General features: G+C 72.9%; 12 protein-coding genes. 5 read left to right on the top strand and 7 right to left on the bottom strand.

Translation table 11 applies throughout. From position 1 onward, the window contains the following. Nucleotides 1–20: 20 nt before the first annotated feature. From ADL25_RS08600 to ADL25_RS08585, 4 genes are all read right to left on the bottom strand, one after another. The gene (locus tag ADL25_RS08600; RefSeq protein WP_059127050.1) at nucleotides 21–938 is read right to left on the bottom strand and encodes a hypothetical protein; all 918 of its coding nucleotides are present in this window, start codon (nucleotides 936–938) and stop codon (nucleotides 21–23) included. 204 nt (nucleotides 939–1142) lie between these two features. Then, entirely contained in the window at nucleotides 1143–1931 is a 789-nt protein-coding gene (locus ADL25_RS08595) for a hypothetical protein (RefSeq protein WP_059127049.1), read from the bottom strand. A gap of 232 nt (nucleotides 1932–2163) precedes the next feature. After that, complete coding sequence (locus ADL25_RS08590) at nucleotides 2164–5283, bottom strand: sacsin N-terminal ATP-binding-like domain-containing protein (RefSeq protein ID WP_059127048.1); 3120 nt, start codon at nucleotides 5281–5283, stop codon at nucleotides 2164–2166. A gap of 121 nt (nucleotides 5284–5404) precedes the next feature. Continuing rightward, nucleotides 5405–6331 (bottom strand): DUF3027 domain-containing protein, encoded by a 927-nt coding sequence (locus ADL25_RS08585; RefSeq protein ID WP_059127047.1) that lies wholly within the window; start codon nucleotides 6329–6331, stop codon nucleotides 5405–5407. A gap of 451 nt (nucleotides 6332–6782) precedes the next feature. Here ADL25_RS08585 and ADL25_RS08580 point away from each other — a divergent pair, with 451 nt between their 5' ends. The 4 genes from ADL25_RS08580 (at nucleotide 6783) to ADL25_RS08565 (ending at nucleotide 10332) form a co-directional block, all read left to right on the top strand. Continuing rightward, nucleotides 6783–8210 carry an MFS transporter gene (locus tag ADL25_RS08580; RefSeq protein ID WP_059127046.1) on the top strand — a complete coding sequence of 476 codons (1428 nt, stop codon included), beginning with the start codon at nucleotides 6783–6785 and terminating at the stop codon, nucleotides 8208–8210. Between the two features lie 94 nt (nucleotides 8211–8304). After that, entirely contained in the window at nucleotides 8305–8772 is a 468-nt protein-coding gene (locus ADL25_RS08575; protein WP_059127045.1) for a hypothetical protein, read from the top strand. Continuing rightward, nucleotides 8742–9494, top strand: a complete 753-nt coding sequence (locus tag ADL25_RS08570; RefSeq protein WP_079050247.1) for a futalosine hydrolase — start codon at nucleotides 8742–8744, stop codon at nucleotides 9492–9494. Before ADL25_RS08575 ends, ADL25_RS08570 begins: the two co-directional genes overlap by 31 nt. Continuing rightward, entirely contained in the window at nucleotides 9478–10332 is an 855-nt protein-coding gene (locus ADL25_RS08565) for a 1,4-dihydroxy-6-naphthoate synthase (RefSeq protein WP_059127044.1), read from the top strand. Before ADL25_RS08570 ends, ADL25_RS08565 begins: the two co-directional genes overlap by 17 nt. A gap of 6 nt (nucleotides 10333–10338) precedes the next feature. Here the strand turns inward: ADL25_RS08565 and ADL25_RS51815 are convergent, their stop codons facing one another. Continuing rightward, complete coding sequence (locus tag ADL25_RS51815) at nucleotides 10339–10722, bottom strand: cold-shock protein (RefSeq protein WP_059127043.1); 384 nt, start codon at nucleotides 10720–10722, stop codon at nucleotides 10339–10341. A 175-nt stretch (nucleotides 10723–10897) separates the two neighbouring features. Between ADL25_RS51815 and ADL25_RS08555 the strand changes: the two genes are divergently transcribed. Further along, the gene (locus ADL25_RS08555; protein ID WP_059127042.1) at nucleotides 10898–11149 is read left to right on the top strand and encodes a hypothetical protein; all 252 of its coding nucleotides are present in this window, start codon (nucleotides 10898–10900) and stop codon (nucleotides 11147–11149) included. 3 nt (nucleotides 11150–11152) lie between these two features. On the opposite strand, the gene ADL25_RS08550 is transcribed toward ADL25_RS08555, so the two are convergent. Both ADL25_RS08550 and ADL25_RS08545 read right to left on the bottom strand, forming a co-directional pair. Continuing rightward, entirely contained in the window at nucleotides 11153–11788 is a 636-nt protein-coding gene (locus tag ADL25_RS08550; RefSeq protein ID WP_059127041.1) for an HAD family hydrolase, read from the bottom strand. A gap of 74 nt (nucleotides 11789–11862) precedes the next feature. Further along, complete coding sequence (locus ADL25_RS08545) at nucleotides 11863–12849, bottom strand: hypothetical protein (protein ID WP_059127040.1); 987 nt, start codon at nucleotides 12847–12849, stop codon at nucleotides 11863–11865. Nucleotides 12850–12918: the final 69 nt, after the last annotated feature.

Here is a 12918-nt window from a genome sequence, read left to right as displayed (position 1 = left end):
GTCCGAAGTCGCCGGGCCGGTTACCTGACGTCGACGAAGTCACCCGCGGCGTTGACCGCGGGGGTCGTCGTGTTGCCCGCGAAGGCGTAGCGGTAGTAGCCGTCGACTGAGGCCTTGACCGTGGTCCTCAGGTTGCCCGTGCTGCTCGTCCTGATGGTCTTGACCGTGGTGTAGGTGCTGCTGCCCTTCTTGCGGAACTGCAGCTTCACCGACTGGCCGGTGTAGTTCCCGTACTTGTTGGTCTCCCAGTTGGCGCGGGACAGCTTGCCCGTCACCGTGATGGTCCTGCCCTTCTTCACCGGCTCCGGCGAGGCGTTGACCGTCAGCGTGGAGGTGCGCTGGATCAGCGTCTTCGCGAGGCCGCCCCGGTCGGCGATGCCGATCTTGGAGATGTCCGGATCGGTCACGTCCAGCTGGCCGTTCCAGTCGATGGCCTCGGCGGCGGCGGTCCAGGAGCCCGCGTCGGCGTTCTCCAGATCTCCGTAGGCCGCGTAGATGTCGATCCTGCCCTTGCAGGCCGCGACGGTCGACGAGGTCGCGGAGCAGGTGGCCGCGGCGTCGCCGAGGACGAGGTTGCTCCAGTCGTCGAAGGAACCCTTGTAGAGGTACGGGTCCGTCTCGAAGTCCGGCGCGGTGACGTCGACGTCGGCGCCATGGGTCAGGGTGTACGAGACCGGGATGGAGACGTGGCTGGTGGGGCCCACCTTGTACGCCTTGCCGATCTTGAAGTTGGAGAAGGTGACGTTCAGCTCGTACGGCGCGCCCGCGGTGCGGGTGCCGGCGGTGAACGCCGTCCTGCCGTGCCCTGAGGCCTGCAGGACCGCTCCGAGGGCCGCGCGGTGGGAGGAGCCGGAGTCGGCGGCCCGGGCGGCCGGCGCGACGAGGACGGCGAGAGCCAGGGCGCCGGAGACGGCGGCCACGATGGCACGTGTGCGCAATGCGCTCCCCAAGTGGAGAAAGGGGCCTCCGCGGATTGGCTTCATGCGGGGCCGGGTGTGCTGAGCCTCTTGGCTCGGGTCAGCGGATCTGCAACCGGAACGAATGGTTGTACGACTCCTGATCCCTCGTTCCGTGGCCGGACAGTCGACGCAACGGTCCACGCGCCCTGGTGGGCGCGGGGACCGGCAGGCGCTTGTGTCGGATCACTTCACGTCGACGAAGTCACCGGCGGCGCTGACGCCCGCGACGGTCGCGGAGCCCGCGAAGGTGTAGCGGAAGTACCCGTCCGCCGACGCCTTGACCGTGGTCTTCAGGCTGCCCGTCGAGGACGTCTTGATGGTCTTCACCGTCGTGTAGGTGGTGGAGCTCTTCTTGCGGAACTGGAGCTGGACGGACTGGCCCGCGTAGCCCGTGTACTTGCCGGTCTGCCAGTCGGCGCGGGTCAGCTTGCCCGTCACCGTGATGGTCCTGCCCTTCGCCACCGGCTCCGGTGAGGCGTCCACGGTGAGCTTGCCGCCGCGCAGCACCTTGAGGTGCCCGAAGTCGCCCTGCCACGTCGCGTGGTAGTCCTTGTCGACCGCGACGGCGCCGACCGTCCAGGTACCGGCGTCGGAGTTGAGCAGGTCGCCGTCGGCGGGGCGGATGTCGACGGTGGCCTTGCAGTTGAGGACGGTCGAGGACGCGGCGGTGCACGTACCCGGGTTGTCACCGCCCAGGAGGGCGCTGGGCGCGGTGATCTTGGTGCCGCGGTAGATGACCGGGCCCGACGCGAAGGTGCTCGGGTCGAGGCTCGCGGAGTGCGTCACGGTGTAGGTGGCGGCGACGGAGACCTTGCCGGTGGCGCCGACGGCGATGTTCTTGCTCTGGTTCACCTTGACGTTCGAGAAGGTGACGGCAGGGCCCGCGGTGCCGGCGGCGTGGGCGGCCGGCACGGCGAGGGCGGAGAGGGCCAGGGCGCCGGTGAGGGCGGCCACGGTGGCACGAATACGCATTGCGTTCTCCACGAGGAGAAAGGGGCCCAGGGGTGCGATGCGCCGCCCCTGGGGCCCAAGTGACTGGGGAGTCTGTTGACTCGCCGGAGGAGATCAACGGGCGAAACGCATGGTTGTACGAGGCGGGATTCCTTTTTCTCTCCTTTACCGCAGCGCCCGCCCGCGCACCGGGCCGTCCGCCCCGATGCCCCGGTCACATACGGGCGGCGCCGGGGCCGGGCGGCCGGACGGCTCAGTCGAACCAGCGGTCCCGCGCCAGCTCCTCGGTGCGGGAGGGGTCCTCCAGCAGGGCGGCGACCTCGAAGCGGCGCGGCCACTGCCCCGCGGCCCAGGCGAGTCCCGCGGCGACCCCCTCGAGGGTGGCGGCGTGGAGCGCACCGTCCGAGGTCAGCCGCCAGTCGATCTCCACCCCGTCGACGACGAGTTCCTCGTGCTCGACGTACGAGGCGGGGGTCGCGGACCCGAGCAGCACCCGTACGGACTCCGGCACGTCGTGCTCGACGCCCTCCGAGGTGACCTCGCCCGTCACCGACTGGCTCAGCCGCCCCACCTGGAACAGCTCGGCGAGATCGGCGGCCCGCTCCGGGCGCACGGGCAGCAGCGGGACGCCCTCGGTGAACGGCAGCAGATCCGGCGAGTCGACCACCACCGCCTCGGCGGCGTCCACGACGGTCACCCGGCCGTCGACGACCGCGCGCAGGTCGTCCGGCAGGGTCACCTGCTCCGGGTCCAGGCCTGCCAAGGCGCCGTACAGGGCGTGCAGTTGGGCTGCCGAGACATGCCGGTCGGGGTCGGCGAGCCGGTCGAGCAGCTCCGCGGCACCGCCGGGTTCGTCGAGCAGGGCGGACACGGAGGTCCGTACGCCGAGTGCGCGCAGCACCTGCTCGTCCTCGAAGCCGGTCGCGTCGGCCTCGTCGTACAGGCCGCGCAGCAACGGGTCGCCGCCCGCGGCCCGCAGACCCGCGGGGCGCCGCCCGCCGAGCACCGGGTGACCGCGCAGCCACCAGGCGGTGTACGGCCGCACGATCTCGTGGGTGCCGTCCGGCAGCAGGATCCGCACGGGCTGGGTGAGCGCGTCCCGCAGCGGGGGCTGCGAGAGCAGGGCCAGGGCCTGCGGCCAGCGGTCGTCGTCGACGAGGTCGAGATCGCGCACGGCGACGACCTCGGTCGCGACCGGGGGTACCGGTGTGTCGGGCAGCCGGTCGAGGACGTCCTCGCACCAGACGTCGACGGCGTCGAGCAGCCCGACGTCGTCGGGCTCGGCGAACTCCGAGTCGCGGGGCTCCAGTTCGTCCGGGTCAAGCACCACGTCGGTGGCCCGGACCAGGGTGAAGTTCGCGAGCACCCCGCAGGCTGCCAGCGGCTGTTCGCCCCAGCGTTCGGTCATTTCGGCGTCCACGAAAGCGAGTTCGCCCGCGCCCATGACTTCGGCGAACGGGCTTCCGGGCAGCACGAGTTCACCGGCGGGAGCGAGCTCGCCGTCCTCGTCGGGCAGCGCCAGAGCGCCGAGCCAGGGTTCGTCACCGGGTTCGAGCCCGGCTTCGCGGACCAGGGCGAGCACGCTGTCGGCCAGTTCCTCGGCCTCCAGGCCCTCCTGGTCCCAGCCCGAGCCCTCGTCGTCGAGGGAGGCGGCGACGGCGGCCCTGACCTGCGGGGTGGTGAGCACGGCGCGCGGGGTCGCCGGAAGGGAGCCCAGCTTCTCCAGAAGGGGGTGGGCCGCGTCCGGGTGGGCGACCTTCAGACCGAGCCGGGCGAGTACGTCGGGGGCCACCGGCGGCCCGTCCCCGCCGGGCAGCAGGATCTGCCGGGGCCCGATGGTGGTGCGTCCGTCGGCCAGCGGGACGGGCAGCCCGGAGAGCCGGTCAGGGTCGACTCCGGCCAGGCTGTCGTACAGCCGCCACCACCAGTCGGGCTCCTTCTCGAGCCCCGCGAGCCGGTCGACGGCCTCCGTCAGCGGCACCCGGGCCACACCCAACGTGCGCAGTTCGACGCGGCGTTCCAGACCCGCAGGCAACAGACTCGGCAGGACCTCGGCGAGCACCCGGACGGTGGCCGCACCGGCACCCTCCACGATCTCGGCGTCCCGCGGACGCAGCGCCTCGGGCAGTTCGGAGTCGTCGCCCCCGTCGTTGGCGGGCGGCAGGAACGCGGTGCGCGGCAGCCGCTCGAGGACGGCCTGGCGCAGCGCGCCGTCCAGCTCCCCCTTGCCCAGCGGACCTGGGATCAGGTCGATGACTCCGGGCGTCACCGGGCGCCAGGCGGCGAGAAGTTCGGCGTACGCGTCGGCCGCGCGCTCCACCAGGTACGCGGTCAGCGCACCGGCCGCGGCATGGCGCCGGGTGGTGTCCAGCGGGAACGAGGCGATGAGCAGGGCGGGCACGCCGAGCGCCTCGTCGCTGGGGGTGGGCGCGTGCACCACCGGTGCGGTGCGTGGCTCGGCGGGGGTGCCGTCGGCGTTCACCGGGACGGCCCAGGTGACCGACCAGTGGGGGCGCAGCCGCTCCTCGACCGGGCGGTCGGCGAGGAGGTCCGCGGTGAGGGGGCCTTGCCGGGAGACGGTGCGCCAGCGGGTGGCGCCCCCGCGGGAGTCCTCGACGACCGTGTCGGCTCCGTCGATGCGCCGACGCAGGGTGCGCGGCCCGGCGCCGTCGATCTCGACGACGACCTCCTCGAGTCCGGGCAGGGCGAGCAGGAGCGCGTCGTCGACGCCCTGGAGGAGGCGTTCGGCGAGGTCGGCGGCGGCCGCGTCGCGCAGCGGCAGGATGACGACGGTGTCGTAGGGGTCGGGAGCCGTGCCCTCGGCGGCGAACGGCAGCCTGAGCAGCGGCACATGGCCGTCACGGCGGCGGATCTCGTCGCCGAGGCGCAGGCTCTGCCCGGCGGCCTCCTCGGCCAGTGCCCGGGCCTCGGCCAGGGACCAGCGGACACCGCCGTGCCGGCCGACGACCGCGGGCTCGTCGCTGACGGCGAGGACGGCCGCGAAGCCGACGCCGAAGCGGCCGACGGTGGACTCGTCACCGTCGCGCTTGGCGGAGGCCCGCAGCGTGGACAGCGACTCGGCACCGGCGGCGTCCAGGGGCGCGCCGGTATTGGCCGCGACGAGCACCCCGTCGCGGAGGGTGAGGCGGAACCGGCCCGGGACACCGGCCCGCGCCGCCGCGTCGGCGGCGTTCTGCGCGAGCTCGACGACCAGACGGTCGCGGTAGCCGCCGAGTACCAGGTCCTCCTCGGCGTTGGCGTCCTCCCGGAACCGGGCGGGGCTGGTGGCCCAGGCGTCCAGCACACCGCGCCGCAGGCGCGCCGTCCCAAAGGGGTCCGCGCCCTCGGCCGCCGGCTGCACGAACTTGCTCACGGTTCACTCTCCCTCTCAGCGCGTGCGGGACGAAGGTACCGTGCGCCGTGGGTGCCGCGGACCGCGGAATGCCGCCGTCGGCCGAGGTGGCCGCCGCCCCGGACCCTCCCGGGGCACCGCGTCAGGAGTGACCCAGCTCCGCCGCGGACTCGTCCGACACCGCCGGCACAGAGCCCGAGTCGGGGGACGGCCGCAGCGGGAACGGCTCCACCCTGGTCTCGTCGACCACCGGAGGGGCGGGCCGCGGCGTCTTGGGCATGACCGCCGCCTCCGAGTGCGCTCCGCAGCCGTAGGACAGGGAGACCATGCGGCCGTCCGCCGGGGAGAACTCGTTGGCGCACACGCCGAAGGCCTGCCCGAGCGAACCGCCCACCGGCACCAGGAAGGCGCAGCTGACGCAGGTCGCGGGCGCCGCCTGGGCCATGGGGGTCTTCGGCCCGAAGGCGTCCTCCCAGCGATCGGCCGCCGTGTGCAGTCCGTAGCGGGACAGCACCCGGGCCCGGCCCATGCCCAGTTCCTCCGCCACGGCCGCGATCGATCCACGCGTCGGCGCGATCGGCAGGTTCGCCGGGGCTCCGCCGGTGACCTCCGCGTCCTCCGCCTCGACCAGCTCCGCCATCTCCCCGGACACCGCGGCGTTGGGCGGCGGCTCCTCCTCGCCGCAGAACCCGGGCTCCAGGCGCAGGTCCTCGGCATCCGTCGGCAGCAGATCGCCGGGGCCGAGGTCACCCGGGCGCAGCCGCTCGCTCCACGGCACCCACTCCGGGGCGAGCAGCGCGTCGGGGCCGGGCAGCAGGACGGTCTCGTCGAGTGTGACCACCTTGGCGCGCGAGGCCCGGGCCACCGTCACCGCCCAGCGCCAGCCCCGGTACCCGAGCTCCTTGCACTCGAAGAAGTGCGTGACAACACGGTCGCCCTCGGACACCGTCCCGACATGCTCGCCGACCACGCCGGGCGCGGCCGTCTCCTCGGCGGCGGCGCGGGCGAGGTCGACCGCCTCGGCGCACAGGCGGTCGGGGGTGCGGCTTCGCGTTGTCGCTGCGCTCACGGGTATCGCTTCTCTCCTACGCCGTCTCACGGGTGCGCCCATCCTCGGCTGCGGGTGCGGACGGAGCGGACCAGCGGGCCGCGTCGACGTCCGCGCCCGATCGCGCTCGGGCACACCTACACCACCCATTCTGCGGGATGGATGAGAGGCGCGCGGCCGAGAACGATCGCCACGGCGCGCTACGCACGCTACCTTCTCCCGGCCGCTGCGCCCACACCGAGTCGCTGGGCATTCCCGGAGCGCGGCACTCCGCACACCGGCCGAAGGCCCCGCAGCGGCGGCTTCCGGCCCCCGAACACAGCGAGCCTGTTCCGTGTCCCGGACCGTCAGGCCCGCGCGCGCCGCCCCACCCGGTCCTCCCCCGGGCCGCCCGCACCCCCGCGGGACGCCACTCGGTCACATACGCGCGGTAACCGCACTACCCCCGCCGTTCTCGGGGCACTATGACGGGGTGGCAGCCGCGAGGTCGTCCCAGGGAACCGCCGGGGTCAACGGGGTCAAGGGACGTGAGCGAAGTGGCGGTTCGGGCCGGTTCGGCGGGTCCGTCCGCGCGGTCGGCCGTGCCCTCCACCTGCCCGTGACCGGCGCCGCCCGCGGCATCCGCAAGGCCACCCATGCGCACGGCGCGGGCGAGTCCGGGCTCGGCAAGCTGATCGAGCTGCATGCCGTGAACGGCGCGGGCGACGTGATGATCACCGTCGCCCTGGCCTCCACCGTCTTCTTCTCCGTGCCGACCGACGAGGCCCGGGGACGCGTCGCGCTCTACCTCGCCATCACCATGGCCCCGTTCACGCTCCTGGCCCCGGTGATCGGCCCGCTCCTGGACCGGCTCCCGCACGGGCGCAGGGCTGCGATGGCGGCCGCGATGCTCGCCCGCGCCCTGCTCGCGCTGATCATCTCGGGGGCGGTCGCGGCCGGCGGAATCGAGTTGTATCCGGCCGCGCTCGGCGTGCTCGTCGCGTCCAAGGCCTACGGAGTCGTCCGCAGCGCGGTGGTGCCCCGGCTGCTGCCGCCCCGTTTCTCCCTGGTGAAGGCCAACTCCCGGGTCACCCTCAGCGGCCTCCTCGCCACCGGCGTGGCGGCGCCGATCGGCGCCGGGCTGCAGACCATAGGTCCGGGCTGGCCGCTGTACGGCGCCTTTGTGATCTTCATCGCCGGCACGTTCCTGTCGTTCTCGCTGCCGCCGAAGGTCGACTCCGCCAAGGGCGAGGACGTCGCGCTGCTCGCCGCCGACGCCGAGCATCTGCGCGGCCCGCATCGCAGCAGCACCGGGCGCCGTCCGGGGCTGCGCACGGTCGGCCCCGCCGTCACCCACGCCCTGGGGGCCAATGCCGCCCTGCGCTGCCTGTCCGGGTTCCTGATCTTCTTCCTGGCCTTCCTGCTGCGCGAGCACCCACTCGCGGGTGAGAGCGCGGCGGTGTCCCTGGGCATCGTCGGCGTCGCGGCGGGCGCGGGGAACGCACTGGGCACGGCCGTCGGCGCCTGGCTGAAATCCCGCGCTCCCGAAGTGATCATCGTGACGGTCGTCGCGATGGCGCTGGGCGCGGCGATCACCGCGGCGATCTTCTTCGGCGCGTTCCTGGTCGCGTCCCTCGCGGCCGTCGCCGGGTTCGCCCAGGCACTGGCCAAACTGTCGCTGGACGCGCTGATCCAGCGGGACGTGCCGGAGCTGGTCCGCACCTCCGCGTTCGCGCGCTCCGAGACCCTGCTGCAGGTCGCCTGGGTGCTGGGCGGGGCGATCGGCATCGCGCTGCCGCTGAACGGGGTGCTCGGGCTCGTGGTGGGCGCCGTGATCGTCGCCCTGGGCTGGCTGGCGACCGTCAGGGGCCTGCTCGCCTCGGCCCGCCGCGGCGGCGCCGCGAAACCGCGGGTGGCCTGACCGGCGGGGCGTGCGGCACCTGATCGCACGAGTGCGCGGCACGTCGCACACCCCACGTGGGGAGTGGGCCGGACGTGCCCGATAGCCTTCGGCCATGACCGCACTGCGTTCCCGCCGCGCCGTAGCCGCCCTCGGCGCCGTCTCCGCCGGACTCCTCCTGCTGTCCGCCTGTAGCAAGCCGACGCCGCTGGCCACCGTCACGGTCGGTACGGACTCGGTGAGCACCGAGACCGACTGCTACAACGACGGCAAGGAGATCACCACCGCGCAGGCGGCGCCGTGCCTCGACCAGAAGTCCAAGGACATCAAGTCGATCAAGGTCGACACCGACGACACGGTCCGCTTCGGTGTCGACCCGAGCATCGCGGACCAGGGCTGGACGATCCTGATGAACGGTCAGCCGCTGACCGAGTCCAGCAAGAAGACCTACCGCACGATCCCGGGCAGCGTGTTCTTCAACGCGCAGTACGGCGCGAGCGGCAACTCCACCCTCGTCTCCATCAAGGAGGGCGAGAGCAAGGTGACGGGTCTGTGGTCCTTCAAGCTCGAGAAGGCCTCCTGATCACGTCCCGCGCACACGTTCTGATCGCCACCGCGGTCCCGGCCGAACGGGACGCGGTGGCCGGTGCGTTCGCCGGACCGGCCGTGGAGGTCCCGCTCCCCGGGGTGACCCTGCACCGCACCGGCACCCTGGACCTCGTCGCGGCCGGTGTGGGTCCCGCGCTCGCCGCCTCCTGCACCGCCTCCGCGCTCACCGCCGCCGCCCTGCGGGGCGCCCCCTACGACCTCGTGGTCTGCGCGGGTGTCGCAGGCGGTTTCGCGCCACACGCGCCCGTCGGCTCGCTCGTCGTCGCCGACGACATCGTCGCCGCCGATCTCGGCGCCGAGACCCCGGACGGATTCCTGCCCGTCACCGAGCTCGGCTTCGGCACCTCGGGTCACCGGCCACCGGAATCACTCGTACGAGACCTCGCCGCCGCCACCGGTGCGCTCACGGGTGGCGTGCTCACGGTCTCGACCGTGACCGGGAGCGCCGCGCGCGCCACGGAGCTGCGCGCCCGTCACCCGCATGCGCTCGCCGAGGCGATGGAGGGGTTCGGCGTCGCCGAGGCGGCCGCCGCGCACGGCACGCCCGTCGTGGAGATCCGCGCCGTCTCCAATCCCGTCGGCCCGCGCGACCGCGCCGCCTGGCGCATCGGCGACGCCCTCACGGCCCTCACCGAGGGTTTCGGGAAGCTCGCGCCCGTATTGGAGAGTTGGAATCAGCATGACCGCAACCCATGAGCCCGTCCGGATCGCCTACTCGCCCTGCCCCAACGACACCTTCGTCTTCGACGCCTGGGCGCACGGCCGGGTACCGGGTGCCCCCGGTCTGGACGTCACCTTCGCCGACATCGACATCACCAACGGCATGGCCGAGCGCGGCGAGTTCGACGTCCTGAAGGTGTCGTACGCCGTCCTGCCGTACGTCCTCGACGAGTACGCCCTGCTGCCGTGCGGGGGCGCGCTGGGGCGCGGCTGCGGCCCGCTGGTGCTGACCCGCGAGACGGGAACCGACCTCACCGGACGGACGGTCGCCGTGCCGAGCGAGAAGTCGACGGCGTATCTGCTCTTCCGGCTCTGGGCCGCGGACACCGTGCCCGGCGGGGTCGGAGAGATCGTGGTCATGCCGTTCCACGAGATCATGCCGGCGGTGCGGGACGGCAAGGTCGACGCGGGACTCGTCATCCACGAGGCGCGGTTCACGTTCCAGAACTACGGGCTGCACAAGCTCGCCGACATGGGCGAGCACTGGGAGGACACCACCGGCCTGCCCATCCCGCTGGGCGCGATCATCGCCAAGCGCTCGCTGGGTGCGGACACGCTGAAGCTGCTCGCCGACTCCGCCCGTACGTCCGTGCGCACGGCCTGGGACGACCCCGAGGCGTCGCGCGCGTATGTCATGGAACACGCGCAGGAGATGGACCCCGCGGTGGCGGACCAGCACATCGGCCTGTACGTCAACGAGTTCACGGCCGACCTGGGCGAGGACGGTTACGCGGCGGTCCGCGGACTGCTCACACGTGCGGCGGCCGAGGGGCTCGTACCGCCCCTCGGCCCGGACGCGCTCGTCTTCCCCTGACCGGGGTCAGACGTCCAGTTGGTCGGCGACCGCGCGCAGCAGACCCGCGATCTTCTTTCCGGAGGCCTTCTCGGGGTAGCGACCCTTCTCGAGCATCGGTGTGATGTTCTCCAGGAGGGTCGTCAGGTCCTGGACGATGGAGGCCAGTTCGTCCGGCTTCTTGCGCTGCGCGGCGGCGACCGACGGAGCCGGCTCCAGGAGGCTGACCGACAGCGCCTGGTCGCCGCGCTGGCCCGCGACGACACCGAACTCCACGCGCTGTCCCGGCTTCAGGGAATCGACTCCGGCGGGAAGTACCGAGGAATGGACGAAGACGTCGCCGCCGTCGTCGCGGGAGAGAAAGCCGAAGCCCTTCTCGCTGTTGAACCACTTGACCTTGCCGGTAGGCACGTCTGTCCTCGTCCTCGTACTCGTCGGAAACTGCGTCTGCAAAGTGTTTCGGGAAACTGCTCTGGATAGCACTACAGCGGGCCGTGTGGACCCGCCGGGACCAAGGCTAATGGTCCGGGGGCCGGTGACAAGACGTCGCCGAGTTGTTCCTCGCGCTGGGAACTACCCTGGTCCGGTGCGTGACAAAACCCAAGCGAATTCCGCCGCTGCCGGGGACGGGCTGATCCGTGCCGGTGCCATCGTCTTCTTCGTCGGCGCTGTGGCCACACTGGTCACCGTCGCCCCGCTGCTGCTCGGGACGAAACCTTTCCCGACGTACATGTTCGGCATGAGCATGCTCATGGCCGTGGGCTTCCTGATGGCCGGGGCGGGAGTGTTCCGGTCGATCGCGGCGGGCCGTAGGCGGGCGCGCGAGATCCGGTCCTAGGACCTACCTCGGCAGACCGTCGCCCGCACCGGAGTAGGAGCTCAGCCAGGCGGGGAACTCGGTGAGATCGGTGAGGACCACGTCGGCGCCCGCCGCCCGCAGTTCGTCGGCGGTGCAGGGGCCGGTCGCCACGGCGACGGAGAACGCGTCGGCGCCGCGGGCACCCCGGACGTCCCCGATGTGGTCGCCGACGTAGACGGCGGCGCCGTGTTCGATCAGCGCCTGAGACTTGCCCTCCGCCCACAGGTCGCCGATGACCGCGTCGGGCTCGATGCCCAGGTGCTCCAGGTGCAGCTTGGCGTTGGGCTCGTACTTGGCGGTCACCACGATCGCGCGCCCGCCGGCCGCCCGCACGGCCTCGATCGCCGAGCGGGCCCCGGCCATGGCGGGCGTCGCGGCGATCGCGACATCGGGGTACATCCCGCGGTAGAGGTCGGCGGTGGCGGCGATGCGTTCCGCGGGGAACCAGTTGACCAGTTCGTCCTCCAGCGGCGGACCGAGCCGGGTGATGGCCAGATCGGCGTCGATGTACGTCCCGGTGCGCGCGGAGAGCGCCTGGTAACAGGCGCGGATACCGGGCCGGGAGTCGATCAGCGTCATGTCGAGGTCGAAGCCGACGGTCAGGGCGCGAGAGGTCATATGGGCGATTGTCCCAGGCGGCGTCGGCCGGGAGACAGGGGGCCACCCTGGGCCGCGCGGCACCGCCGGTTCGCTCACCGGGCTCGCTGCGCCCGCCAGAACAGGTACAGGGCGGAGGCGACGGCCGCACCCCTGGCCACCCAGGGCCAGGTCTGGGCGACCGCGTCGTTCATATGGCCCGCAGCGACGGGTTCGCCCCAGCGGCCGCTCGTGCGGCCCCACAGCCAGACGATGCCGGCGACCGCCGCCAGGCCGGGCATGCCCATGACCGCCCACTTGGACTCGGCGGGGCTCAGCCTGCGGGACGCCCAGGCGATGAGCCAGCCGAGGCCGAGGGCGATCCAGTTGCCGAGCACGGCACCTGCGATCAGGAGCACGGCGGCCAGAAGCAGCAGAGGATTGCGTCGCCCGGTCGGCCGGAACAGCCGGCGGGGCGGGGCGACCGTCGCCTCCTCGGCGGCGGGAGCGGCCTCCGCCACGGGCCCGGGGTCCTTCGGGGCCTCCGGCTTCGGCGGGGTGCCCGGCGGCGGTTTCAGCAGCTCGGGGATCTCCACGCCGCCGACGAACCCGGGCACGCTGTCGCCGAGCCCGAACCCGGCGCCGGCCCCGCCCTCCACCCGCCACCAGTCGGGCCGGGTGGCGCTGTCACCGAGTTCGTGCGCGCCGGCCAGGTGGGGCGGGGACGCGGCATTGCCGGAGGAGTCCTCGGGACGGGGCTCGGCGGGGCGGGGGCGTGGCACCACCCGCCGCAGACCCTTGGGGCGCTCCTCGAAGTCGCTCGCCCGCTGCACGGGGACGGCGGCCGGACGGCTCTCGGAGCCGGCGTCCGCGGGGCCCCCCGACGCGGCGGCGACCACCTCGTCGGGTGTACCGAGGCGGTCGAGGATGCGGCGGACCGCGGCCGGGCTGTCCACCGGGGACTTCGCCCGCCGGCGGTCGATCTCGTTGCGCAGCTCGGAGACGAGCCGCATACGTGCGACCGACGGCAGCTGACGCTGCTGGGCCAGGTCCCCGACCCGGCTCAGATAGTCGAAGACCAGCTGGTCGCTCTCGATCCCCACGAATCCCCTCCGCGGTGGGCCGCTTTGAGACGTACCGTATCCCCCGCGAACCGTCCCCGGGGGATCCGC

This window comes from Streptomyces sp. NRRL F-5122, from assembly GCF_001507435.1.
Taxonomy (GTDB): Bacteria; Actinomycetota; Actinomycetes; order Streptomycetales; family Streptomycetaceae; genus Streptomyces; species Streptomyces lannensis.
The sequence above is the reverse complement of the archived record's forward strand: the minus strand, read 5'-3'. Positions and strand labels throughout refer to the sequence as shown.

Bases quoted from the DNA above. Each gene is read 5' to 3' on its own strand.
- ADL25_RS08595 (WP_059127049.1), bottom strand. From the start codon at position 1,931: ATGCGTATTCGTGCCACCGTGGCCGCCCTCACCGGCGCCCTGGCCCTC.
- ADL25_RS08575 (WP_059127045.1), top strand. From the start codon at position 8,305: ATGACCGCACTGCGTTCCCGCCGCGCCGTAGCCGCCCTCGGCGCCGTC.
- ADL25_RS08565 (WP_059127044.1), top strand. From the start codon at position 9,478: ATGACCGCAACCCATGAGCCCGTCCGGATCGCCTACTCGCCCTGCCCC.
- ADL25_RS08550 (WP_059127041.1), bottom strand. From the start codon at position 11,788: ATGACCTCTCGCGCCCTGACCGTCGGCTTCGACCTCGACATGACGCTG.